Below are 26278 nucleotides of genomic sequence, written 5' to 3'. Positions count from 1 at the left end.
CACCGCGCCATCAGACAATGAGCGAGGCGCTGCCGCAAGCATGTCTTTCAGTTTGCACGGTCTCTCGCTACGGTTGGTCAAATGCGCGTGTGAGCCGCGTGTGTCAGAACAAGGAGAACCAGCATGCCTGATGAACAGCTTTTACAGGACGGGAGTATCGCTCCTGATTTTTCCATGGCAACCAGCCGGGGGCGTCATGTCAGTCTGGCAGACTTTAAAGGCAAGCCTTTTGTGCTGTATTTCTACCCCAAGGCGGATACGCCCGGCTGCACCAAGGAGGCCTGTGGCTTTAATGAAGCCCTGAAGGCATTTGAAGGCGCTGGATTGACTGTAATTGGTGTGTCCCGTGATCCAGTGAAAAAGCTGGACGCTTTTGCGGATAAATACCATCTCACGTTCCCGCTGGCCTCTGATGCACAAGGGGACGTGACGGAAGCGTATGGTGTGTGGGTGGAAAAGTCGCTTTACGGCAAGGCCTATATGGGCATTGACCGTACAACCTTTCTCATCGGAGCCGATGGCAAGATTGCCCGGATATGGCGGAAGGTGAAGGTGCCGGGCCATGTAGAAGCTGTTCTGGAAGCCGCTCAGGCTCTGTAAGTCAAACGCAATTCTTGCGGTGTGAGGGGGCCTTACCACGCAGTCGTTTGTATTCTCTCAGGCCCGGCCAGATTTTGCCATCAGCTTGTGGCGCAGGATGGCCCCAGCCGGTCTTGATGGCTGGTGGCAGTGAAACCGGCTGGGTGTTACCAGCCGGAGTAATAAGCACCCGGTGCGGCATAATAGCCGGGAACCGGAGCGACTGGCACCGCGGGAACCGCATACACTGGCGGCGGAGGGGGTGGTGGTGGCGCATAAGCTACGGGCGGCGGTGCAGCGTTGCCCATGGCAGCTCCTGCCAGAGCGCCTACGGCCAGACCACCAATCAGGGCACCGGCAATAGCGCCCCCATTGCCACCACGATGGTGCCAGTGGCGCGGACCACCGCCCCCCCAATAGCCGCGTGGCGGCGGAGCGCCCCAGCGTGGACCACCGCCCCAATGGGGGCCGGGATACGCCTCGGCTGCCGGAACGCTTGCCAGTGCTGTGCCAGCAATAATGGGCAGAGCAAGAAGAAGTTTTGTCATACGGCGCATAATGTATGCCTCCTGAAAACGGGAAGGGAGGGGGGAACCGCTCCTCTTCTCTGTTTTCAAATAATGCGCTCCCTCATGGCAATTTAAAGGCTCCTTGTGGGCGATTTCGGCCTCTTCCTAATTTTTTGGTAATGTCTGCGCGGCTGCGGATGCCCCGTTTTCTTCACTGATCCTGTCGGTTTTGCGCAGGGTCAGAACGGTCAGGAGGGTAATGGCGGCACAAAGGGAAACGTAATAGGCAAACCAGATGTCATGCCCGGCCTGACGGCACCATAGGGCAATATATTCCGTTGTGCCGCCAAACAGAGAGACAGTAACGGCGTAGGGCAGGGCCACACCCAGCGCGCGCACCTGTGTGGGAAAGAGTTCTGCCTTCACCACTGCGTTGATGGAAGTATAGCCGGAGGCAATAAACAGGGCCCCGGTAATAAGCCCAAACGCGGCCCATGGGGACTGAACACCGGAGAGCAGAGTAAGCAGTGGAACCGTGCCCAGCGTGGCGCAAATGCCAAAATAGAGTAGCAGCGGTTTGCGGCCAATTCGGTCAGACAGAGCGCCAAAGGCGGGCTGCATCAGGGCAAAGGCCAGCAGTGATGCGGATGAGACCAGCGTTGCGGTATTTTTGGGAAAACCGAGCGTGTTGGCCAAGTATTTCTGCATGTAGATGGTGTAGGTATAAAATACTACTGTGCCACCTAGCGTCATGCCGCACACAGTCAGCACCGACCGTTTATGCTGCAGGAGAACACGCAGACCACCCTGTTCCTGTTTTTGGTGGCTGCGTTCAAAGCGTTCACTTTCCTGCATCTGCCGCCGGAGCCAAAAGATCAGAACGGCTCCTGCCGCACCCAGCAGGAAGGGAATGCGCCAGCCCCAGACCTCAATCTGCTGGGGTGTGAGGAACACATATTGCATCAGCAGCAGGATCACGAGCGCAAGCAACTGGCCCATGACAAGGGTGACGTAAAGAAAACCTGACCAGAAACCACGATTCTGGGGGTCAGACATCTCCGCCAGATAAGTGGCGGAGGCCCCATATTCTCCGCCCAGACTAAGGCCCTGTACCAGTCGCGCTACAAGCAGCACGGCAGGCGCCAGCAAGCCGATCTGCGTATAAGTCGGGCACACCGCAATGGCGAGGGAGCCAAGGCACATGGCCGTAACGGAGAGGGTCAGGGCCTTACGGCGGCCATAACGGTCAGCCGCGGCACCCAGCAGCCACCCACCAATGGGGCGCATAAAGAAGCCAACGGCAAAAACAGCGGCAGCGTTCAGCAGTTCTGCGGTTTCATTTCCACGGGGGAAGAAAGCGTGCGCGAAGTAAATGGTGAAAGAGGAATAAACATACCAGTCATAATATTCCAGCAGGTTTCCGGCGGACCCTGCCAGAATACCACGCAGACGCTGCGCCGTGGTCATTCCGGATCTCCGTTGTTTTTAAGCCTGAAAAGGCTGCCTGAATACTCGGCCAGCGTTTCCTGGCCGGATATTCAAAAAGCCTCTAAACCGGGGGGGGAAGCAGAGGTTGCGTGAGGATGGTTTTTTTGAAAGGCAGCCGTCATTCACTTTTGCGCTTGTCCAGTGCGGCGTGAAGCTGCGTGGTGTCCAACGCGTTTTCCCACCGGGAAATGACAATGGCGGCCACGGCGTTCCCTACCAGATTGGTAAGAGACCGACATTCCGACATGAAACGGTCAATTCCCAGAATAAGCGCCATGCCCGCCACAGGCACACTCGGCACGACGGAGAGGGTGGCGGCCAGCGTAATGAAACCAGCGCCCGTGACCCCGGCAGCTCCCTTGGAACTGACCATGGCCACGAGCAGCAAGGCTGCCTGTTCGCCTAAACTGAGGTGAACATCCGTGGCCTGCGCAATGAACAGCGCGGCCAGTGTCATATAAATATTAGTGCCATCCAGATTGAATGAATAGCCCATGGGTACCACCAGCCCGACAATCCCTTGCGGGCAACCTGCGTTTTCAAGTTTGGAAATAAGGCCGGGTAATGCTGATTCAGAAGAGCTGGTGCCGAGCACAATCAGCAGCTCTTCCTTCAGGTAATTCAGCAGGCGCAGGATGCTGAAGCCCATCAGGCGCGTGACAATACCAAGAATACCGCAAACAAAGACTATGGCGGTCAGGTAAAACGCCAAAACCAACTCAATCAGGTGGCTAATAGAGGCCACACCAAACTTGCCTACCGTAAACGCCATGGCGCCAAATGCCCCGATAGGCGCCACATACATCACCAGCCGCACCACGCCAAACACCAGTTCCGTCAGGCTACGGAACAGGGTCAGCACTTTTTCCCCCGCAGGGCCCATCTTGGCCAGACTGATACCAAACAGGATGGCCACCAGCAGAACCTGAAGAATTTCACCAGAGGTGAATGCCCCTGCCGTTGTGGCGGGGATGATGCGCATCAGGAATTCTGTAAAGGAGTGAGAGTGGGCTTCACTCACAAAGGAGGCCACGGACCCTGCATCCAGAGATTCCGGCTTGATGTGCAGCCCGGTGCCCGGGCGCGCCACATTGGCGACAATCATGCCCACAATAAGCGCGAAGGTGGAGAAAAACAGGAAGTAGGCCATGGCCTTGCCTGCCACGCGGCCTGTCTGCTTCAGGTCCGCCATACCGGCAATGCCGGTGCACACAGTCAGAAAAATAACTGGCGCGATCACCATCTTGATCAGTTTGACAAAACCATCACCAAGTGGGCGGAGGGAGGCCCCGATATTGGGGAAAAAATATCCAACCAGAATGCCTGTAACAACAGCAATAATAACCTGAAGATACAAAGAATGGCTGCGACCGGAAGACGGAGAGTGGCTGGGCAGAGACACGCGTAAAGTTTCCTGTTTGTTCGTTATTCTTGTAAAGCAGCTATTTGCGCGGCAAACCTCATACCATTGTTATCAAAGGGATGTCATTGCATTGTCGTGATAAGAGCGAATTGGTTCATCACGTGTTGCATACACTCCCCTTTTTGAAGAAGGGATGACAAGACCGGCCTATGGAAAATAGTCTACTGCTTGCTGGTGTTGCCATAGGGGCGCTTGCGCTTGGCGCGGTCATGACGTTGCTCCTGCGCCCTCGCGCTCAGGAGGGCGGGGCGGATGCTGATCTGCTGGCCCGGCTGTATGTGCTGATTGAGCGGGAAGCCGCCGTCAGCCGGTCGGAAGCCACGCAGCAGCGCGGCACCCTCTCTGAAATGGAGCGGGGCATGATGGCGCGGATCGAACAGATGCGCGCGGAAATGGCCGAACGGCTGGGCGGCATAGCGGGCAGCATGGGGCGGGAGCAGGCCGAAGCCCGCGCAGCGCAGTCGGAAGCTCTGCGTGAGATGGCCGAGGCCTCTGCCCGTCAGTTGGGGGCCATTCGCACAGCGGTGACAGAGCAGTTGCATGAGGCCGTTGAACGCCAGATGCAGACTTCCTTCCAGCGCGTGCTGGAGCAGTTTTCCGCCATGCAGAAGGCTATGGGGGAGGTCCGCGCCATGACAGCGCAGATCAGTGATCTCAAACGCCTGTTCAGCAATGTGAAGACCCGTGGCGGCTGGGGGGAGGCGCAGCTCAAAGCCATTCTGGATGATGTGCTGCCCGAAGGCGCGTATGAGTCAAACGTGCGGCTGGGGTCCGGGAATGATGTGGTTGAATTTGCTATCCGCATGCCGGTGCGTGCCAGCACGCCGCCCGTTATGGCCATTGACAGCAAATTCCCTACCGAGGCGTACGAGCGCCTTCTGAACGCGGCGGAAGAAGGGGATGCCGTGGGAGAAAAGGCCGCACGCAAGGCGCTTGAAAACACGATGCGGCTGGAAGCGCGTAAAATTGCCGCCAAATATATTCAGCCGCCCAGAACGGTTGAATTTGCCGTGCTCTATCTGCCAACTGATGGATTGTACGCGGAGGCCGCGCGTATTCCGGGCCTGTTTGATGAAATCAGCCGGACCTGCCGTGTCATGATCATGGGGCCAGCTCTGATGCCCGCCATGTTGCGCACGGTGCATCTGGGGTATGTGACCCTCGCGCTGGAAGACCGGACGGAAACAATAGCCCGGCTGTTGGGGGCCACCCGTCAGGAAATGATCAAGATGGACGGCGTGCTGGAAAAACTGGCCCGGAATGCGCAGGCCATGTCTTCCTCCATTGAAGAAGCGCGGCGGCGCACGCGGGTTGTCAGCCGCCGTTTGCGAGAACTTGATGGCCCGGAAGACACGGAAGGGAGTATGGTGCCTGAAAGCACGGCCCGGAAACCAGAGGGAGAAGGGGGACTTTCCCCAGCAGGTGTCTCTCACTCTGAAATGGAATTTACTGGCGTAACCCCACAGAAGACAGCATCAGAACAGATATGAATGACGAAACGGCATTGGAAACAGCACAGGGTGATAACGGCACAGGGCAGGAAAATCAGCCCCGTGGCGCCGTTCTTCTGATAGAAGACGATAGCACCATTGCTGAAGAAATTGTTGGGGAACTGACAGCCCACGGTCTGGATGTGCAGCATCGCGCCACAGGCGATGCCGGCCTTGCGGCGGCGCTGGCGGGTGGTGTGGATGTGATGGTGGTGGACCGTCTGCTGCCCGGCATGGATGGCCTGACGGTTATCGAAACCCTGCGTCAGCGCGGCATTCGCACGCCAGTTCTTGTGCTGTCTGCTCTTTCCGCCGTGGATGACCGCGTGACCGGCCTGAAGGCGGGCGGTGATGATTACCTGACCAAGCCCTTTGCCATGGAAGAACTGCTGGCGCGGGTTGAGGCGTTGCTGCGCCGTCCGGATGACACCCGCAGCACGCGCCTGCGCGTAGGGCCGCTGGAGATGGATCTGATCGAACGCCGCGTCTGGCGGGATGGGCGGGAGATTGAACTGCTGCCGCGTGAGTTCCGGCTTCTGGAATATCTGATGCGCCGGCCGGATCAGGTGCTCACCCGGTCCATGTTGTTGGAAGATGTGTGGCAGTATCGCTTTATTCCGCGCACCAATCTGGTGGATGTGCATATCGGTAAACTGCGTCGCAAGGTTGATGCTCCGGGTGAGGAACCATTGATCAGAAGCATTCGCGGCACCGGATTCCTGCTGCGTGTTCCTGACTGAGCTTTTCCGCACCGCCGCATTCCGCCTCACTCTTATGGCGCTGGCCGCCATGGCAGGCGTGATGGTGATGCAGTTTGCGCTGGTATATACGCAGATGGAGGCGGTGGAATCTCATCGCTCTACTGAACTGCTGCGTGGTGAAGCCAAACTGCTTGCCGAAATGACGCCGGAGCATCTGGAATACGTTATCCGGAAACGTGCGACGGATGATATGCGGCTGGTTATCAGCAGCGCGGGGCTGTTTGACCCGAGCCATGCCCTGATTACGGGTGATCTGCGGTCTTGGCCTCGGGGCCTGAAAGCAGACGGCAAACCCCATAATATTGAAATCTACCCGGAAGAAGGGGCCGCTTATCCGCTGCGCCTGCTGGCTGTCACGCTGGCGGATGGCAATATTCTGGTGTTGGGGCGCAGTTTTCATCTGCTGGCGGAGCAGAAACTCATGCTGCGGCATGCCACGGTGCTGGCGGCCGTGCCGACCTTGCTGTTCGCGCTGTTGCTGGGGATGGTGCTCAGTCACCGCGCCCTCTCCCGCGTGAAAGACATGCATGAGGCGATAGACCTGATTATGGCAGGCGATATTCATGAACGCCTGCCTGCGGGCAAGGAGCGGGATGATCTGGAACGGCTTGCGGGAAGTGTGAACCGCATGCTGGACCGGCTGGAAAACCTGATGGATGGCATGCGTGAGGTGGGTAACGATATTGCCCATGATCTGCGCACGCCGCTCTCGCGTGTGCGGGCCAAGTTGGAGCGCGCTCTTTCCACCGGCGGCCCGCGCGATGCACTTGAGGGAGCCGTCTCCCGCGCCGTGGATGATCTGGACCAGTGTCTGGCCATTATCACCGCCTTGTTGCGGATTGCCGAAATTGAGAGCAGCCGCCGCCGGGCTGGCTTTGCGTCCCTCAATCTGGCGGACTTGGTGGCAGATGTGGTGGATCTGTATGAACCTATTGCGGAGACGGAAGGAATCCACCTTGTTACGCAGGTTGCCTCCACGCCCGTTCAGATAGATGGAGACAGGCATCTCCTGATCGAACTGCTGGCCAATCTGGTCGATAACGCCATCAAGTTCACGCCGGAGGGAGGTCGGGTAACGGTAGCCGTCATGCGGCAGGCCGATAAGGCTGTGTTGACGGTTACGGATACAGGTATCGGCATTGCTCAAGGGGAGCGGGAGGCGGTGCTCACTCGTTTTTACCGTTCTGACAAGAGCCGCCATGTACCGGGAAGCGGGCTTGGTCTCAGCCTTGTTTCAGCCATTGCCCATATGCATGATGCCTCTGTTACGGTGGAGGAAGGTGCCGGAGGCCGTGGCACCTGTTTCAGGATTATATTTCAATGACAAATGCATTTATACAGCCTGATTAAAAGCATTTTTATTGGCGCTTGAGAAGGATATCTGTATCTCACGTAGGTATGACTGATTCATCTGGATGCAGCCATTTGTGTGTCGTTGCCGGGGGTAGCGCACATGAATGAGATTGTGGTTACAGCGCTTAAAAAGCCGTACACATTTGTCGTTCTGTCGATCCTCATTCTGGTGTTCGGCATCAGGGGGGTATTCACGACACCAACGGACGTTTTTCCAAGTATCAAAATTCCCGTTGTGGCCGTTGTGTGGACTTATACTGGCCTTATGCCAGAAGATATGTCCGGTCGTGTTGTGTATTATTATGAACGCGCCCTGACGGCGACGGTCAATAATATCGAGCACATAGAAAGCCAGTCTTATTACGGGCGCGGAATTGTTAAGATCTTCTTCCAACCCGGAACAGATACTGCTGTCGCCCAGACACAGATCACATCCGTTTCCCAGACAGTCATCAAGCAGATGCCAACCGGCTCCACGCCGCCGCTGGTTCTGGCCTATAATGCATCATCCGTGCCGGTCATCACGTTGCAGGTGTCTTCCACCTCCATGACGGCCTCACAGATTTATGACATGTCCTCCAATCTGATCCGGCCTGCGCTGGTCTCCGTAGCGGGGGCCGCCATTCCCAACCCGTATGGGGGGCAGCCCGGCAACGTGATGGTGGATCTGGACCCCATCAAGCTGCTGGCGCACCAGTTGTCTCCGGTGGATGTCTCCCGTGCGTTGAACAGCCAGAACATTGTGCTGCCCGCCGGGGATCAGCGCATCGGCGCGTTTGACTGGATGGTGCAGACCAACGCCTCGCCCCGTGCGCTGGATGAATTGAACATGCTGCCCATCAAGCAGGTGGGGAACGCTGTTGTTCGCCTGCAGGATGTGGCGTGGGTGCATCAGGGTGGCCCGCCGCAGACAAACCTCGTGCTGGTCAAAGGTCAGCAGGGCGTGCTGATTGTGGTGATGAAAAGCGGTGATGCTTCCACGCTGGATGTTGTGTCCGGTGTGAAGAAACTGCTGCCGGGCATTACCAAAACCCTGCCGCCGGGTGTCGACATCAAGGTTCTGAATGACGCCTCCACCTTCGTGAAGGAATCCGTACAGGACGTGCTGCGTGAAATGCTCACCGCCGCCTGTCTGACGGGTCTTGTGGTACTGCTGTTTCTGGGGTCCTGGCGTTCCACGGTCATTATTGCCACCTCCATTCCGCTGGCCATGCTGTGCTCCATTATCGGGTTGGGCTGGGCTGGGCAGACCATCAACGTCATGACACTGGGTGGCCTTGCGCTGGCCGTTGGTATTCTGGTGGATGACGCCACGGTGATGATCGAAAACATCGATGCTCACCTTGAAATGGACAAGGATCTGGAGACCGCCATTATTGATGCGGCCAACCAGATTGTTATCCCTACCTTCGTGTCCACGCTGTGCATCTGTATTGTGTGGATGCCGCTGTTCCAGTTGACGGGCGTTGCGGGCTGGCTGTTCATGCCCATGGCAGAAGCCATCATCTTCGCCATGATCGCGTCCTTCATCCTGTCCCGAACCCTTGTGCCGACCATGGCGAAATACATGCTGGCAGCGCAGGTGGCGGCACACGCCCATGGCCCGCAGCAGCCCAAAACCATTTTCGGCCGGTTCCAGAAAGGGTTTGAACGCAAGTTCGAGCAGTTCCGCCATGGGTATCAGGATCTGCTGACCCATCTGGTAGCAACGCGTGGCACCTTTGTGCCGGTATTTGTTCTGTGCTCCATCGGCTCGCTTGGTCTGCTGTTTTTTGTCGGGCAGGATTTCTTCCCAGAAATCAATTCCGACACCATGGCCATTCACATGCGTGCGCCACTCGGCACCAAGCTTTCAGAAGCAGGCAAGATTTCACAGTTGGTCAATGATGAGATCGAACGCACGCTCAACGGTCAGGTGGAAAGCATTGTCGATAACTGCGGTTTACCGTTTAGCCCGCTGAATCAGGCGTACATTCCAACACCAACAGTTGGCACGCAGGATTGTGATCTCACCATCTCCCTCAAGGACCCGGATTCTCCGGTGGCCGAGTATCGGAAGATGCTGCGGCGCAACCTGAAGGAGAAATTTCCCGGCACGCAGATTTCCTTCCTGCCGGGGGATCTGACTGCCAAAATTCTGAACTTCGGTCTGCCGTCACCGATTGATGTGCAGGTGGTGGGGCGTAACCTTGCGGACAATTTCCGCTTTGCCAACCGTCTGGCTGACCGGCTGCGGCACGTCACGGGTCTGACAGATGTGTCCGTCCAGCAGCCCATGACCACGCCCACCCTGCGGGTGAACGCACGCCGGACATACGCACTGGGCACGGGTATTACAGAATCAGACGTTGCTAACAACGCGCTTGTGTCCCTCTCGGGTAGCTCGCAGGTCGGGCAGGTGTACTGGCTGGACACAAAGACGGGCGTTTCGCATCTGATTGATATCCAGACCCCAGCCACGTTCCTGCAAACCATGAACGATCTGGAAATTACGCCCATTGATAAGGGGGACGGCAACCCAACGGGCCAGCCTCCGCAAATTCTGGGTGGCCTGAGCCATATTGAGCAGATCGGCACACCGGGCGAAGTGGCGCATTACAACATCATGCCGGTGTTTGACATCTATGCCTCTAATGAGGGGATAGATCTCGGCACAGTCTCGCGTGAAGTAGAGCGGATTGTGGATGAAGTACGGCCTGATCTGCCGCGTGGCTCCACGCTGGAAGTGCGCGGTCAGGCTGTGACCATGAACAGTGCCTACGCGCAGCTTCTGGGGGGCTTGGCCATGTCCGTGCTGCTGGTGTACCTGCTTATTGTGGTCAACTTCCAGTCCTGGCTGGACCCGTTCATCATCATCACCGCGCTGCCCGGCGCGTTGGCGGGTATTTCCTGGAGCCTGTTCCTGACCCACACCACCCTGTCCGTGCCAGCACTGACGGGGGCCATCATGTGCATGGGCACTGCCACGGCAAACGCCATTCTTGTGGTATCCTTTGCGCGGGAACGGCTGGAAGAGCATGGGGACGCCATTGCGGCGGCCATTGAGGCCGGGTTTGAACGTATCCGCCCCGTGCTGATGACGGCGTCTGCCATGATTATCGGTATGTTGCCGATGTCTCTGAGTAATTCACAGAACGCGCCGCTGGGTAAGGCGGTCATGGGTGGCCTGATGGTGGCCACGGTGGCCACCCTGCTGTTTGTGCCCTGCGTGTTTGCAATGCTGCATAATCGAAAAAAGCCGGTGACGACGGAAGAGGGAGAAAGCGCATGAGCGCGCAGAACGAGGGCGGTCATGATCACACGGAGCGTCATGATACCCAGCCAGCGCCTTCCTCATCCCGCCGTAAGTTAGGGATTGCTCTGGTAGGGGGCGCTGCGGTCATTCTGGCCGTAGTTGGGATTGTTGAGCGTCATTCCAATTACATGAATCTGGCGCAGGAAACCGCGCGGGATGCCACGCCAGCGGTGCAGGTGATCTACCCGCAGCCGGGGCCATCCGTGCGCAAGCTGTCTCTGCCCGCCAACATTGCCGCATGGTATCAGGCACCCATCTATGCGCAGGTCTCTGGCTACGTGAAGATGTGGTACAAGGACTTCGGCGCCGTGGTGAAGGCTGGCGATGTGCTGGCCGAAATTGACACCCCGGGTCTGGATGCTCAGTACGCTGCCGCCAAAGCCAACCTGAACGTGGCGCAGGCCCGCTATAAGCTGGCCCAGATTACCGCCAAACGCTGGAAGGCGTTGCAGGGCACGCAGGCTGTTTCTCAGCAGGAAGTGGATGTGCAGGCCGCCAATGCGGAGGCACAGAAAGCGCAGGTTGAAGCGGCCGAGCATGAGGTCGAGCGGTTTGCGGCCCTTGAAGGGTTCAAGAAAATCGTTGCGCCGTTTGATGGCGTTGTCACGTCGCGTTTTGCAGATGTGGGTGACTACGTGAATGCCGGGCGCGGGGATGTGGATGCCCACGGTAACGCAACCGAACTGTTCAGCGTGGCGGATGTGCATGCCATGCGCGTGTTTGTGGCGGTGCCGCAGGATTACGCCGATATCATTTCCCCTCGGTTGGAGGCGGATCTGAGCATTCCGCAATATCCGGATCGCACGTTCAAGGCCAAGTTCCTCGCCACGGCGTCGGCTTTCAATGCCTCAACCCGCACGGTGACAACGGAACTGACGCTGGATAACAAATCCGGCGAGCTATGGCCCAACTCCTACGCCACGGCGCATTTCAGCGCGCCGGGTGATGAGGACATGCTGATCCTGCCTGAAGGGGCCATCATATTCCGGGCAGAAGGAACGCAGGTGGCGCTGGTGGATGATTCCAACCATGTGCATCTGGTCAATGTAACGGTCGGTACCAATCTGGGGACGACCGTGCAAATTCTGAGCGGGGTGAAAAAAACAGATCGCGTGGTGAACAGTCCATCTGCCGGACTGCTGGATGGGCAGGAAGTTAGAATTGTCAAAGGCACGCCGGGCTACAATCTTCCGTCCAAAAAGCCAGCCAGCAAACCTAAGACCGCTGCGGACGACACCAATAAGGATGATACGCGGGCCATGCCCGAAGATGAACGCCCCGGCCCTGAGGCTGGAGGGCGTCAATGACGGTGCGGATGGCGTCTCGTAAAACGGTGCGTTCGGGGTTTCTGCTAGGGCTGTCTCTTGCAACCATGTTGTCCGGTTGCGATATGGCGCCCCGCTACAAGCCTACCCCCCTCAAGTTGCCGGAAAACTGGGGCGAGCAAGGCGTGCTGCGCGCGGCCCATCCTTCTGATGATGCCATCCGGTCTGACTGGTGGACCATGCTGGGGGACCCGGAACTCAACCAGTTGGAAGATCAGGCCATGCGCCTGAACCCGGACCTTCAGGCCCAGGCTGAGGCCTTCATGCAGGCGCGTGATGTGGCGATGGAGGCAAAATCCCACCTCTATCCGCAACTCAACGGCATGGCGGCTGGAGAGAAATACAAAGGCTCCCGGCACAGGCTCTGGCGTGGGGCCGGGTCTCAGGGGCCGGTCTATATGTCGTCCGAGCAATATTCGGCAACGGCAACATGGGAGCCTGATTTCTGGTCCGCCATCCGCAACAAGGTGCGGATGAGTAAACAGCGCACGCAGGAGGCTGCGGCACAATATGCTCTGGCCCGGCTGAGCCTACAGGCTGAACTGGCGAGTGACTACGTTCTGTTGCGTGGGCTGGATGCGCAGGATGCGGTTTATAAAGATTCCATCCGTTATTATCAGACCGCCGTGCAGGTCACTAAAATGAGGCTTGCCGGTGCCATTGCGCCCGGCATGGATGTCTCGCGTGCGGAGGCGCAGCTTTACGCCACGCAGGCGCAGGAGACGGACATCAAGGCCCAGCGGGACGTGATGGAGCATGCCATCGCCGTGCTGGTGAATGAGGCTCCGGCATCCTTCCATATCGCGCCGACAACCCGGCTCAACTTTACGGAACTGCAGCCTCCTGTGGCGCTGCCGACCACCCTGCTGGAGCGGAGGCCGGATATTGCAGCGGCTGAGCGGCGGATGGCGCAGGCCAATCGTGCGATTGGTGTGTCCCGCGCGGCGTTCTATCCGCACATCACCTTCAACGCCATGACAGGGTTCATGGATAACGGGTTCGATCTCGCGTCGCTCTCCAACTCCATGTACCAGTTTGGTGTGCAGGCGCTTCTGCCTCTTTTCCAGGGCGGTCTGCGGCGTGCGGAACTGCAACGGAACTGGTCGCAATACAGGCAGGAAGAGGATCTGTATCGGAGCACCGTGCTGGATGCGTTTCAGGAAGTGGAAGATAATCTGACCCGCACGACACGCCTCAAAACGGAAGCGCATCAGCAGAGTAGTGCAGTGGATGCCGCACTCCGCACCCAGAGCATGACCATGGCGCTCTATACAGGCGGCCTGACCAACTATCTGGATGTGGTGGTTGCCCAGGTAGCGGCTCTTGAGGCGCGCATTGCGCTGGTGAAGGTGGAAACCCGTGCCGTGGATGCCCGTGTGCAACTTATCCGTGCGTTGGGTGGTGGATGGTCCCGTGGCGAGCTGCCAAGGCCGGACAAGATCATGCCGTTCCACCCGCTGCAATATGGCAATCTGCGCCATGCCAAGCCGCTTGCGGGAATTGATACGAATGCCGATCCGGCATCGTCTGACCTGACAGGGCAGGGTGTATCAAAAACACCTCAGCCCCTTGACAGAACGGGTGCGCCCCGGTAAGCGCGCCTTTCCTATCGGAACGCGGGAGGCTCTTTCTGTGCCATATCCATGGTGCAAAAGAGTCGAACGAACCGCGGTTCGGGTTCAACAAGAGGAGTCCCGGATATGGCCAAAAAAGTTGTTGGCTACATCAAGCTTCAGATTCCCGCTGGCAAGGCGAATCCTTCGCCGCCGGTCGGTCCCGCGCTCGGTCAGCGTGGTCTGAACATCATGCAGTTCTGTAAAGAATTCAACGCCAAGACCCAGGGTCTTGAGCCCGGTATGCCGATCCCGGTCGTCATCACCGCTTATGCAGACCGCACGTTCAGCTTCATCACCAAGACCCCGCCGAACACGTACTTCCTGCTGAAGGCTGCCAAGATTTCCAAGGGCAGCCAGACCGTGGGCAAGAGCGCAACCGTGGGTAAGGTGACCATGGATCAGCTGCGTGAAATTGCTGAGCAGAAGTTCAAAGACATGAACGCCAACGATATCGACGGTGCAGTGCGGATGCTGGTTGGTTCCGCTCGTTCCATCGGTTTGACGGTGGAGGGCTGAGAGCATGGCCAAGAATAAGCGTTTTGCCGCTGCGCAGGCAAAAGTAACGCACGGTCAGGCTTATGGGCTGGATCAGGCAATTGCTCTGGTAAAGGGCAATGCAACCGCCAAGTTTGACGAAACGGTTGAAATCTCCCTCAACCTCGGCATTGACCCGCGTCATGCTGACCAGATGGTTCGTGGCTTCGTGTCCCTGCCGAACGGCACGGGCAAGACCCTGCGCGTTGGCGTGTTCGCACGTGGTGCCAAGGCTGAAGAAGCTCAGGCTGCCGGTGCAGACGTTGTTGGTGCAGAAGACCTGATGGAAAAGGTGCAGGCTGGCGAAATCAATTTCGACCGCTGCATTGCTACCCCGGACATGATGGCTCTGGTTGGTCGTCTGGGTAAGATCCTCGGTCCGCGTGGTCTGATGCCGAACCCCAAGCTGGGCACTGTGACTATGGACGTTAAGGGTGCGATTGAAGCAGCCAAGTCCGGTCAGGTTGAATACCGCGCTGAAAAGGCCGGTATCGTGCACGCTGGTATTGGCAAGGCTTCTTTTGACGCCGCCAAGCTGGAAGAAAATGCCCGCGCATTCATTGATGCCGTGCAGAAGGCTCGTCCGTCTGGTGCAAAAGGCACGTACCTGAAAAAGGCTGCGCTGTCCTCCACCATGGGGCCGGGTGTTCAGTTGGATATCTCAGCTTTCGCTGGCTGAGTATGAGATGCTGCTGCGCCGGGCTCTGTCTGGCGTAGCATCATGGAGAGAATGGTTATTCTTTCCAAACCTGTCCGAGACCACACGCGGTTTGGCCGTAATTAGTCCCTAGGGGCTTGCGGGTGGTAAGATGGGGATGCTGGTTGCAGGCTGTATGTTCGGCAGGCTCCGGGTATTCCGTTCAAGGACAGGCGAGCTGGATTTCATGGTGGTCATGAAATCCTGAGGGCAACCCGTTCTGGTCGGCTTCGTGCTGGGCAGAACAAGACGGAGACGGGATTTGAACCGTACGGAAAAGCGGGACTTCGTTGCTTCCCTTGCCGCCGTGTTTGCCGAAACGTCCATGGTTGTGGTTACCCGAAATGACGGGCTGACCGTAGCTGATGTGACGGATCTGCGACGCAAGGTGCGTGCAGCGGGTGCGACGTACAAAGTCGCGAAAAACCGGCTGGCAACTCTCGCCCTGGATGGGACCCAGTTCGATGGCATCGCGCCGCTGCTGAAGGGGCCGACCGCGCTTGCGTGGTCAGCGGACCCTGTGGCTGTGGCAAAGGTGATCGTCGAGTTCGCCAAAACCAATGACAAGCTTGTGCTGCTCGGCGGCGCTCTTGGTTCTCAGGTATTGAATGCCGACGGAATCAAGGCTCTGGCCGAACTGCCGTCTCTGGATACGCTTCGTGCGCAGCTCGTGGGTCTTATCTCCACGCCGGCTACACGCATTGCAGGCGTTACCCAGGCACCGGCTGGCCAGCTTGCTCGGGTTTTTGGGGCCTATGCCAAAACGGGTGAGGCGGAAGCCGCCTAAAGCCATACCCTTGCAAAAGGGTGTGTTTTCAATTGAGCGTGGCCTTCCTGCTGAGGGGGTTGCGCTTTGCTAACCAGTGTTTATATTAGGAAGTCTAATCATGGCTGATCTGAACAAGCTCGTTGACGAACTGTCTGCTCTGACGGTTCTTGAAGCTGCTGAACTTTCCAAGCTGCTCGAAGAAAAGTGGGGCGTTTCCGCTGCTGCTCCGGTTGCTGTTGCTGCCGCTGCTGCTCCGGGCGCTGCTGCCGCTCCGGCAGAAGAAAAGACCGAATTTGACGTGATCCTGGCCAAGGCTGGCGACAAGAAGATCAACGTTATTAAGGAAATCCGTGCCATCACCGGTCTGGGCCTGAAAGAAGCCAAGGATCTGGTTGAAGGTGCACCGAAGACCATCAAAGAAGGTGCCAGCAAGGACGAAGCCGAAAAAATCAAGAAGACTCTTGAAGACAACGGCGCAAGCGTCGAAATTAAATAAGTTCACCATAGCTTCGCCGCTTTGCGGTGAGGTGATGGAAAAGGTTTTCGGGTGGAGGTATAACGCCTCTGCCCGTTTGCCTGTTTCGGGTTCTGTTTCGAAGCAGGGTGTTACGCCGGGTTTTCCGGTAGGGCTAAGCGGCCTGAAACAAAAGGTCGGACCATCAGGCCTGCGGTAAGGCGGCAGGCCTGATGGTCCGAGTACTAAGGGCGGGGCAGGAGCGACGATGAACGCAATCACCAAATCGTTCACAGGACGGAAGCGGATTCGCAAGAGTTTCGGGCGGATTCCCGAAATCGCTCCGATGCCGAACCTGATTGATGTGCAGCGCGCGTCTTACGAGACGTTTCTTCAGGCAAATGTATCGCCTGATGCGCGCACGCCAACAGGTTTGCAGGAGGTCTTCCGGTCTGTTTTCCCGATTAACGATTTTGCTGGTCGGGGGCGGCTTGAATTCGTCAGTTACGAATTCGAAGAACCCAAATATGATGTTGAAGAGTGCATTCAGCGCGGTCTGACGTTTTCCGCCCCGCTGAAGGTTATCCTGCGTCTCATTGTGTGGGACGTGGATGAAGATACAGGTTCACGCTCCATTCGCGATATCAAGGAGCAGCCGGTGTACATGGGCGACATGCCCCTGATGACCGATAACGGAACCTTCATTATCAATGGCACCGAGCGTGTTATTGTCAGCCAGATGCACCGTTCTCCCGGTGTGTTTTTCGATCACGACAAAGGCAAGACACATTCTTCCGGCAAGTATCTGTTTGCCGCGCGTGTGATCCCCTACCGTGGTTCCTGGCTTGACTTTGAATTTGACGCTAAGGATCTGATTTACGTCCGTATTGACCGTAAGCGTAAGCTGCCGGTCACCACGCTGCTTTACGCCCTTGAAGGTGCTGCTTCTGAAGCCGCTCGCAAGGCGAAGGCTGCTGAGGGTGGCGATGTTGATGCCCTTGATATCAAGGGTATGGATGACAACGAAATCCTCTCCTACTTCTACGGTGAAGTGAAGTTCGTCAAAACCCCCAAGGGTTGGGCGCGTCCGTTCGATGCCGATGCTTTCCGTGGCCTGAAGCTGCTGGCGCCGCTGGTGGATGCTGAAACCGGTGAAGTGGTTGCTGAAGCGGAAGCCAAGCTGACCGCGCGCATGGTGCGTAAGATTGCGGAAAAAACCCGTGAAGTGCTGGTGGGTGACATTGACCTGATCGGTCGTTTCATCGCGCACGACATTGTCAATTACGACACGGGCGAAATCTACGGCGAAGCCGGTGAGGAAATCACGGAAGCACGTCTGGCAGCTCTTGAAGAAGCTGGCGTGACGGAACTGCCGCTGCTGGCGATTGATGCTGCCAATGGCCCGTGGATCCGTAATACACTGACCGTTGATAAAAACAGCTCTCGTGATGAAGCGCTGATTGATATCTATCGTGTCATGCGTCCGGGTGAACCGCCGACGGCTGAAACAGCCGAAGCCATGTTCCACGGCCTGTTCTTTGATCCTGACCGCTATGATCTGTCTTCCGTTGGTCGCGTGAAGATGAACATGCGTCTTGATCTGGATGTGCCGGACACCGTGCGCGTGCTGCGTAAGGAAGACATCCTGCGCACCATCAAGGTGATGTGTGAACTCAAGGATGGCCGCGGCCAGATTGACGATATTGATAACCTGGGGAACCGTCGTGTCCGCTCTGTGGGCGAGCTGATGGAAAACCAGTATCGTGTCGGTCTGCTGCGCATGGAGCGCGCTATCCGTGAACGTATGGGCTCTGTCGATATCGACACGGTCATGCCGCATGACCTGATCAATGCCAAACCTGCTGCTGCTGCTGTGCGTGAGTTCTTCGGGTCTTCCCAGCTCAGCCAGTTTATGGATCAGACCAACCCGCTGTCTGAAGTCACGCACAAGCGTCGTCTTTCAGCACTGGGTCCGGGCGGTCTGACCCGTGAGCGTGCAGGCTTTGAAGTGCGTGACGTTCACCCGACTCACTATGGCCGTATCTGCCCGATTGAAACGCCGGAAGGCCCGAACATTGGTCTGATCAACTCCCTGGCAACCTATGCCAAGGTGAACAAGTACGGCTTTATTGAAACACCGTATCGTCTGGTGAAGGACGGCGTTCTTCAGGATGGTTGGAAATATCTTTCCGCCATGGAAGAAGAAAAGCTGATCGTTGCTCAGGCTGACGCCAAGCAGAGTGCTGATGGCGCACTAACGGACGAGCTGGTCTCCGTTCGTCGTGGTGGGGACTTCCGTCTGGTGCCCCCCACTGAAGTGACGGCCTGTGACGTGTCACCCAAGCAGCTTGTTTCCGTTGCCGCCGCGCTCATTCCGTTCCTTGAGAACGATGACGCGAACCGCGCACTGATGGGTTCCAACATGCAGCGTCAGGCTGTGCCGCTGGTGCGTTCCGATGCGCCGCTCGTTGGCACTGGCATGGAAGCTGCTGTGGCTCATGACTCTGGCGCAACCATTGTTGCCAAGCGTGATGGGATTGTGGACCAGATTGACGGGGCACGTATCGTTGTGCGTGCAACGGATGCCAATGGGTCCACGCAGGGCGTCGATATCTATCGTCTGCGTAAATATTCCCGCTCCAACCAGTCCACTTGTATCAACCAGCGTCCGCTGGTGCATGTGGGCAATCAGGTGAAGGCCGGGGACATTATTGCGGATGGTCCGTCCACCGAACTGGGTGAACTGGCTCTGGGCCGTAACGTGCTGGTCGCGTTCATGCCCTGGAATGGTTACAACTTCGAAGATTCCATCCTGATCTCCGAACGTATTGCGAAAGATGACGTCTTTACCTCGATCCATATCGAGGAATTTGAAGTCATGGCGCGTGATACCAAGCTGGGTCAGGAAGAAATCACGCGTGATATCCCCAACGTGGGTGAAGAAGCGCTGCGTAACCTGGACGAAGCTGGCATTGTTTACGTTGGGGCTGAAGTGAACCCCGGTGATATCCTCATCGGTAAGGTCACGCCAAAGGGTGAAAGCCCAATGACGCCGGAAGAAAAGCTTCTGCGCGCCATCTTTGGTGAAAAAGCGTCTGACGTGCGTGATACCTCCCTGCGTCTGCCGCCTGGCACCACCGGCACCATTGTTGACGTGCGCGTCTTCTCCCGTCGTGGCGTGGATAAAGATGAACGCGCCATGGCGATTGAACGGGCGGAAATCGAACGCCTGTCCAAAGACCGTGACGATGAACGCGGTATTCAGGAACGCTCCTTCTACAGCCGTCTGCGTGAAAAACTGCTGGGTCAGATTGCCGGTGCCGGGTTCAAGGGTATCCGTTCTGGCACGGAAATCACGGACGCGGTTCTGGATGAGCAGCCCCGTGGTGCATGGCGCAACATTGTTGTGGCCTCTGATGCAGTCATGGCTGAGCTGGAAACGCTGCGTCGTGAATTTGATGCCTCTGTGCAGAAAATTCAGGCTCGCTTTGACAGCAAGGTCGAAAAGCTGCAGCGCGGTGATGAACTGCCGCCCGGCGTGATGAAGATGGTCAAGGTGTTTGTTGCCGTGAAGCGTAAGCTTCAGCCGGGTGACAAAATGGCCGGTCGTCACGGAAACAAGGGTGTGGTGTCCCGCGTGGTGCCGGTTGAAGACATGCCGTTCCTGGAAGATGGGACGTCTGTTGATATCGTGCTGAACCCGCTGGGTGTGCCGTCCCGTATGAACGTGGGGCAGATTCTGGAAACGCATCTGGGTTGGGCCTGCGCAAATCTTGGCCGTGATATTGGTAATCTGGTTGATGATTATCAGCGCACGGGTGAGAAGCGTCAGGAACTGCTTGATCGCCTGAAAGACGTGTATGGCGACAAGATCTATGAGGACGACATTGCTAACATGAGCAATGATGAACTCATTGAACTGGCGAACAATCTGCGCAAGGGCGTTCCTATTGCCACGCCGGTGTTTGATGGTGCTTCCATTCCAGATATTGAAGCCATGCTTGAAAAAGCAGGCGTCAACAAATCCGGTCAGTCCCAGTTGATTGATGGCCGCACGGGCGAGCCGTTTGAGCGTAAGACCACTGTTGGTTATATTTACATGCTCAAGCTGCACCATCTTGTTGATGACAAGATCCATGCGCGTTCCATTGGGCCTTACTCGCTTGTTACGCAGCAGCCGCTGGGTGGTAAGGCGCAGTTCGGTGGTCAGCGCTTTGGGGAAATGGAAGTCTGGGCGCTTGAAGCTTATGGCGCTGCCTATACGCTGCAGGAAATGCTGACAGTGAAATCGGATGACGTATCCGGTCGTACCAAGGTTTATGAAGCCATTGTGCGTGAGCAGGATGACTTTGAAGCCGGTATTCCTGAAAGCTTTAACGTTCTGATCAAGGAACTGAAGTCTCTTGGTCTGAATGTTGAGCTGGAGCAGGGGGCAGAATAAAGGTGAGGCTCAGCACCATTCTCCGTTCTTATTTTGAAGGGGTAGCCGGAACAGCAGTTCCGGCGCCCCATTTCCCTTTGGGGGCTTCCGCACATGAATGAACTCATGAAAATTCTTGGCCAGACCGGCCAGGCGATGACCTTCGATCAGATCAAGATCCAGTTGGCATCACCCGATCAGATGCGGTCTTGGTCATTTGGTGAAATCAAGAAGCCCGAGACCATCAATTACCGGACATTCAAGCCGGAACGCGATGGTCTGTTCTGTGCGCGCATTTTTGGCCCGATCAAGGACTACGAATGCCTGTGCGGCAAGTACAAGCGGATGAAGTTCCGCGGCATTATTTGTGAAAAATGCGGCGTTGAAGTCACGTTGGCCAAGGTGCGTCGTGAACGCATGGGCCACATCCAGCTTGCCAGCCCGGTTGCGCACATCTGGTTCCTGAAATCTCTGCCCAGCCGTATCGGCCTTATGGTCGATATGACTCTGAAAGATCTGGAAAAGGTTCTCTATTTTGAGAACTATCTGGTTCTGGAGCCCGGCACATCTCCGCTGAAACAATATTCTCTGCTGACCGAGGACCAGTACCTTGATGTCATGGACGAATATAGCGAAGAAGGCATTGAAGTCGGGATTGGTGCCGAGGCCATCAAGAAGGTTCTTGAGCGCATTGATTGCGATGCCGACAAGGTTCATCTGCGTCAGGAACTCAAAGAAACCACTTCAGAAGCCAAGCGCAAGAAGCTGGTCAAGCGCCTGAAGCTGATTGAGGCTTTTGCTGAAAGCGGTTCTCGTCCGGAATGGATGATTCTGGATCTGGTTCCGGTTATTCCGCCGGAACTGCGTCCGCTGGTGCCGCTGGATGGTGGCCGGTTCGCAACGTCTGATCTGAACGATCTGTATCGTCGCGTTATTAACCGTAACAACCGTCTCAAGCGCCTGATGGAACTGCGTGCGCCTGATATCATCGTGCGTAACGAAAAGCGCATGCTTCAGGAAGCCGTTGATGCCCTGTTCGATAACGGTCGCCGTGGTCGTGCCATTACCGGTGCCAACAAGCGTCCGCTGAAGTCCCTGTCCGATATGCTGAAAGGCAAACAGGGCCGCTTCCGTCAGAACCTGCTTGGTAAGCGCGTTGACTATTCCGGTCGTTCCGTGATCGTGGTCGGACCGGAACTTAAGCTGCATCAGTGCGGCCTGCCGAAGAAGATGGCGCTGGAACTGTTCAAGCCCTTCATCTACTCGAAGCTGGAGAAGTACGGTCACGCAACAACCATTAAAGCTGCAAAGCGGATGGTTGAAAAAGAACGTCCGGAAGTCTGGGATATTCTTGAAGAAGTGATCCGCGAGCATCCTGTGATGCTAAACCGCGCGCCCACGCTTCACCGTCTTGGTATTCAGGCGTTTGAACCCGTGCTGGTTGAAGGTAAGGCCATCCAGCTTCATCCGCTGGTTTGTACCGCATTCAACGCGGACTTCGATGGTGACCAGATGGCGGTGCACGTGCCGTTGAGCCTTGAAGCTCAGCTTGAAGCGCGTGTGCTGATGATGTCCACCAACAACATTCTCAGCCCGGCTAACGGTAAGCCCATTATCGTGCCGTCTCAGGATATTGTTCTGGGTCTTTACTATCTCAGTCTCGAAGTGCCGGAATTTGCTGTAACGCCTGATCGCAGTGAATATGACAACACGACGGGTGAACTGGTTAAGGCTGGTGCTCCTTCTTTCTCCTCCATCGGGGAAGTGGAATATGCGCTGAGCGCCGGTGTTCTGAAGCTGCATGACAAAATCCGCGCACGCCTTGAAAGCGTGAACAAGGACGGTCAGAAAGTTTACGAAACCATCGTGACCACGCCAGGCCGTGTTCTGATTGCTCAGATCCTGCCGAAGAGCGATGCCATTCCGTTCTCGCTGATCAACAGACAGCTGACCAAAAAGGCCGTGTCTGATGTGATCGATACGGTTTACCGTCACTGCGGTCAGAAAGAAGCGGTTATCTTCTGTGACCGTCTGATGGCTCTTGGTTTCCGTCACGCTGCAAAGGCAGGCATTTCCTTTGGTAAGGATGACATGATCATCCCGGCTGAAAAGAAGGTGCTTGTTGATCGTACGGCTGCTGAAGTGAAGGAATTCGAACAGCAGTATCAGGATGGTCTGATCACGGCTGGCGAACGCTACAACAAGGTGGTCGATGCCTGGTCACGCTGCACGGACGAAGTGCAGGCGGCCATGACGAAAGAGATCTCTCGTCAGGAAATTGGCAAGCCCATCAACTCCGTATGGATGATGAGCCACTCCGGGGCGCGTGGGTCACCGGCCCAGATGAAGCAGCTCGCCGGTATGCGTGGTCTGATGGCCAAGCCGTCTGGTGAAATTATCGAACAGCCGATTATCGCCAACTTTAAAGAAGGTCTGTCGGTTCTCGATTACTTTACGTCTACCCATGGTGCACGTAAGGGGCTGGCCGATACCGCTCTGAAAACGGCGAACTCCGGTTACCTCACCCGTCGTCTGGTGGACGTTGCGCAGGATAGCATCATCATTGAAGAAGACTGCGGTACGGAACGTGGTCTGACGGTTCGCGCCGTTCTCGATGGTGGTGAAATTGTTGCCTCCCTGTCAGAACGTATCCTCGGTCGTACCGCGGCTGCGGATGTGGTCGATCCTGCTTCTGGTGACGTAATTGTTCCGCGCAATCACCTCATTGAAGAAGCGGATGCAGAGCGCATTGAAAAAGCGGGCATTGAGTCCATTTTCATCCGCTCTGTGCTGACATGCGATAGCCGGGTAGGCGTTTGCGGCCATTGCTATGGACGAGACCTTGCCCGCGGCACGCCGGTCAATATTGGTGAAGCCGTTGGTGTGATCGCTGCACAGTCCATTGGCGAGCCCGGCACTCAGTTGACCATGCGTACCTTCCATATCGGTGGTGCGGCTCAGCGTGGTGCCGAGCAGTCCATGATCGAAGCATCCCGCGACGGTAAGGTTGTTATCCGGAACCGTAACGTGGTGCAGAACTCTCAGAACGTGCCGATTGTCATGGCGCGTAACTGTGAAATTCTGCTGACTGACGATGCTGGTGTGGAAAAAGCGCGTTATCGTGTGCCTTACGGCGCCCGGTTGCTGACAACGGAAGGCGCATCTGTGTCCCGTGGTCAGAAACTGGCAGAGTGGGATCCCTACACCCTGCCGATCATCACGGAACAGGCTGGTAAGATTGAATATCTTGACCTGATTGACTCCATCACGCTCGTTGAGCGTATGGACGAAGTCACCGGCCTGACCTCCAAAGTGGTGGTTGACTACAAGCAGGCAGGGAAGGGTGTTGATCTGCGGCCGCGTCTGCAGATCAAAGGCCCGAACGGCGAGGTCATCAAACTGGAAAACGGCAGCGATGCCCGTTACTTCCTGTCACCTGAAACACTGCTGTCCGTTGAAAACGGTGCAGAAGTTCATGCTGGTGACGTTCTGGCCCGTCTGCCGCGTGAAGGCTCCAAGACCCGTGATATTACAGGTGGTCTGCCGCGTGTGGCAGAACTGTTTGAAGCACGTCGTCCGAAAGACCACGCCATCATTGCTGAGATGGAAGGGCGTGTTGAATTCGGGAAGGATTACAAGTCCAAGCGCCGTATTATCGTGAAGAACGATGAGACAGGTGAAGAGACCGAATATCTGATCCCGAAAGGCAAGCACGTTTCCGTTCAGGAAGGTGACTTTGTTGAAAAGGGCGATCCGCTGGTCGATGGTCCCCGCGTGCCGCACGATATTCTGAAGGTCATGGGGGTTGAGGCTCTGTCCGATTACCTCGTGAATGAAATTCAGGATGTCTATCGTCTTCAGGGCGTGAAGATTAACGATAAGCATATCGAGGTTATCGTTCGTCAGATGCTGCAGAAGGTTGAAATTCTGGAGCCAGGCGACACGACATACCTGATTGGCGAAACCGTTGATCGGATTGAGATGGATGTCGAGAACACCAAGTGCCTGAACGCAGGTGAACGTCCCGCAGTGGCTATGCCGGTGCTGCAGGGGATCACCAAGGCGTCCCTGCAGACACAGTCCTTCATCTCTGCGGCCTCCTTCCAGGAAACCACGCGTGTCCTGACGGAAGCTGCAACGGCCGGGAAAGTCGACAGACTGAACGGCTTGAAGGAAAACGTGATTGTTGGGCGTCTGATCCCGGCAGGGACAGGGAGCGTCATGAACCGCCTGCGGGCTATTGCAGCCTCTCAGGACAAGCAGCGGGTCAGTCGGTCCTCAGCCGCCGAATAAAAGCGTCTGCTTTGCTATGAAGAGGGAAGGGGAGCCGGGAGATATCCTTGGTTCCCTTTCTTTTTTTGCGTGGACATGAAGCAAACCGCGGAGAATCGTTCATCTCGGCTTGACTTCAACGGGGTGCAGGGTTAGGTAGCAGCCCTCAGCTCCGCTCCATTGCAGGAGCAGGGGTAAATCGTAATTCTCTGTTAAGCATGCGGTTGGCTTCCGGTAGGAAGTGGTGCCGGATGTCAACATAGCCCCACACGGGTGTTGTGCCTGGTGGGATTTTCAAATGAAAGTCGGCAGCCAATAAAAAAGGTTAGCCGGCCGAACTGTGTAAGGATCGGGAAAGGCGCATGCCGACCATCAACCAGCTCATTGCCAAAGGGCGTAAGCCTGCAGTTAAGCGCAATAAAGTGCCCGCACTGCAGGGTTGCCCCCAGAAACGTGGTGTTTGCACCCGTGTTTATACGACGACGCCCAAAAAGCCGAACTCCGCACTGCGTAAAGTTGCCAAGGTGCGTCTGACGAACGGTTATGAGGTGGTTAGCTATATTCCGGGTGAAGGCCATAACCTTCAGGAACATAGTGTCGTGCTGATCCGTGGCGGTCGTGTGAAGGACCTTCCGGGTGTGCGTTACCATATCCTTCGCGGTGTTCTCGATACCCAAGGTATCGCTAAGCGTCGCCAGCGGCGTTCGCTTTATGGCGCCAAGCGTCCGAAGTAAGGGAAGGTTAAGGTATGAGCCGCCGTCACCGCGCTGTTAAGCGTGAGATTCTTCCTGATCCGAAGTTTGGAGACATTGTCATTACGCGTTTCATGAACGCTCTGATGTATGATGGCAAGAAATCCACTGCGGAAGGGATTGTTTACGGAGCTCTCGAGGCGCTTGTTCGCCGGAGTGGGGCTTCTGCTGATCCGGTTGCATTGTTCCACAATGCTCTGGATAACGTTAAGCCTGCAGTAGAGGTTCGTTCTCGCCGTGTTGGTGGTGCAACCTACCAGGTGCCGGTTGAAGTCCGGGCTGAGCGTCGTCAGGCGCTGGCTATTCGCTGGGTGATTGATGCCTCTCGCAAGCGGGGCGAAAACACCATGCAGGACCGGCTGTCCAACGAATTGCTGGACGCCGTGAACAACCGTGGTGCTGCTGTTAAGAAGCGCGAAGATACCCACCGTATGGCTGAAGCCAACAAGGCATTCAGTCACTATCGCTGGTAATCATTCGAGGGTGCCATTTTTGCCCGTAAGGGAAGTGGCAAACTTATTTGGAAACTGCCTCTTGAGTG

The 26278-nt window shown here is 56.6% G+C and carries 18 protein-coding genes; 15 read left to right on the top strand and 3 right to left on the bottom strand.

Annotation, left to right across the window (positions count from 1 at the left end):
• Positions 1–123 precede the first annotated feature (123 nt).
• Positions 124–600: a thioredoxin-dependent thiol peroxidase gene (gene bcp / locus QWU00_RS01775; protein ID WP_035377646.1), complete on the top strand. Its 477-nt coding sequence runs from the start codon at positions 124–126 to the stop codon at positions 598–600.
• A gap of 146 nt (positions 601–746) precedes the next feature.
• Here the strand turns inward: bcp and QWU00_RS01770 are convergent, their stop codons facing one another.
• From QWU00_RS01770 to QWU00_RS01760, 3 genes are all read right to left on the bottom strand, one after another.
• Positions 747–1136 carry a hypothetical protein gene (locus QWU00_RS01770; protein ID WP_035377648.1) on the bottom strand — a complete coding sequence of 130 codons (390 nt, stop codon included), beginning with the start codon at positions 1134–1136 and terminating at the stop codon, positions 747–749.
• A gap of 117 nt (positions 1137–1253) precedes the next feature.
• Positions 1254–2555 carry an MFS transporter gene (locus tag QWU00_RS01765; RefSeq protein WP_035377651.1) on the bottom strand — a complete coding sequence of 434 codons (1302 nt, stop codon included), beginning with the start codon at positions 2553–2555 and terminating at the stop codon, positions 1254–1256.
• Between the two features lie 139 nt (positions 2556–2694).
• A complete protein-coding gene (locus tag QWU00_RS01760; RefSeq protein WP_081938929.1) occupies positions 2695–3978 on the bottom strand; it encodes a dicarboxylate/amino acid:cation symporter in 1284 nt (427 codons plus the stop codon).
• A gap of 170 nt (positions 3979–4148) precedes the next feature.
• On the opposite strand from QWU00_RS01760, the gene QWU00_RS01755 reads away from it, so the two are divergent.
• From QWU00_RS01755 to rpsG, 14 genes are all read left to right on the top strand, one after another.
• Positions 4149–5489, top strand: a complete 1341-nt coding sequence (locus QWU00_RS01755; RefSeq protein WP_035377652.1) for a DNA recombination protein RmuC — start codon at positions 4149–4151, stop codon at positions 5487–5489.
• Complete coding sequence (locus tag QWU00_RS01750) at positions 5486–6229, top strand: response regulator transcription factor (protein WP_006559126.1); 744 nt, start codon at positions 5486–5488, stop codon at positions 6227–6229. The genes QWU00_RS01755 and QWU00_RS01750 overlap by 4 nt, the downstream gene beginning before the upstream one ends.
• Positions 6216–7574 carry a sensor histidine kinase gene (locus tag QWU00_RS01745; RefSeq protein ID WP_035377654.1) on the top strand — a complete coding sequence of 453 codons (1359 nt, stop codon included), beginning with the start codon at positions 6216–6218 and terminating at the stop codon, positions 7572–7574. The genes QWU00_RS01750 and QWU00_RS01745 overlap by 14 nt, the downstream gene beginning before the upstream one ends.
• A gap of 129 nt (positions 7575–7703) precedes the next feature.
• On the top strand, positions 7704–10874 hold the full coding sequence (locus QWU00_RS01740) for an efflux RND transporter permease subunit (RefSeq protein ID WP_035377656.1): 3171 nt from the start codon (positions 7704–7706) through the stop codon (positions 10872–10874).
• Positions 10871–12205, top strand: coding sequence for an efflux RND transporter periplasmic adaptor subunit (locus QWU00_RS01735; protein WP_081938930.1), 1335 nt, complete (start codon positions 10871–10873; stop codon positions 12203–12205). The genes QWU00_RS01740 and QWU00_RS01735 overlap by 4 nt, the downstream gene beginning before the upstream one ends.
• 8 nt (positions 12206–12213) lie before the next feature.
• A complete protein-coding gene (locus QWU00_RS01730; RefSeq protein ID WP_035377802.1) occupies positions 12214–13818 on the top strand; it encodes an efflux transporter outer membrane subunit in 1605 nt (534 codons plus the stop codon).
• 105 nt (positions 13819–13923) lie between these two features.
• Positions 13924–14355 (top strand): 50S ribosomal protein L11, encoded by a 432-nt coding sequence (gene rplK, locus QWU00_RS01725; protein ID WP_035377658.1) that lies wholly within the window; start codon positions 13924–13926, stop codon positions 14353–14355.
• Positions 14356–14359: 4 nt separating this feature from the next.
• Positions 14360–15052, top strand: coding sequence for a 50S ribosomal protein L1 (gene rplA / locus QWU00_RS01720; RefSeq protein ID WP_035377660.1), 693 nt, complete (start codon positions 14360–14362; stop codon positions 15050–15052).
• Positions 15053–15332: 280 nt separating this feature from the next.
• Positions 15333–15857, top strand: a complete 525-nt coding sequence (rplJ, locus tag QWU00_RS01715) for a 50S ribosomal protein L10 (RefSeq protein ID WP_006557746.1) — start codon at positions 15333–15335, stop codon at positions 15855–15857.
• 100 nt (positions 15858–15957) lie between these two features.
• Positions 15958–16335 carry a 50S ribosomal protein L7/L12 gene (gene rplL / locus QWU00_RS01710; protein WP_006557747.1) on the top strand — a complete coding sequence of 126 codons (378 nt, stop codon included), beginning with the start codon at positions 15958–15960 and terminating at the stop codon, positions 16333–16335.
• A 226-nt stretch (positions 16336–16561) separates the two neighbouring features.
• Positions 16562–20734 (top strand): DNA-directed RNA polymerase subunit beta, encoded by a 4173-nt coding sequence (gene rpoB / locus QWU00_RS01705; RefSeq protein ID WP_035377662.1) that lies wholly within the window; start codon positions 16562–16564, stop codon positions 20732–20734.
• A 93-nt stretch (positions 20735–20827) separates the two neighbouring features.
• Positions 20828–25006, top strand: a complete 4179-nt coding sequence (gene rpoC / locus QWU00_RS01700; protein WP_035377664.1) for a DNA-directed RNA polymerase subunit beta' — start codon at positions 20828–20830, stop codon at positions 25004–25006.
• Between the two features lie 341 nt (positions 25007–25347).
• Positions 25348–25719 carry a 30S ribosomal protein S12 gene (rpsL, locus tag QWU00_RS01695; protein WP_003622698.1) on the top strand — a complete coding sequence of 124 codons (372 nt, stop codon included), beginning with the start codon at positions 25348–25350 and terminating at the stop codon, positions 25717–25719.
• A 14-nt stretch (positions 25720–25733) separates the two neighbouring features.
• On the top strand, positions 25734–26210 hold the full coding sequence (gene rpsG, locus QWU00_RS01690) for a 30S ribosomal protein S7 (RefSeq protein WP_006557752.1): 477 nt from the start codon (positions 25734–25736) through the stop codon (positions 26208–26210).
• Positions 26211–26278: the final 68 nt, after the last annotated feature.

It is taken from the genome of Acetobacter tropicalis (genome assembly GCF_030644465.1).
GTDB lineage: Bacteria > Pseudomonadota > Alphaproteobacteria > Acetobacterales > Acetobacteraceae > Acetobacter > Acetobacter tropicalis.
This window is presented reverse-complemented; position numbering and strand designations above follow the sequence as displayed.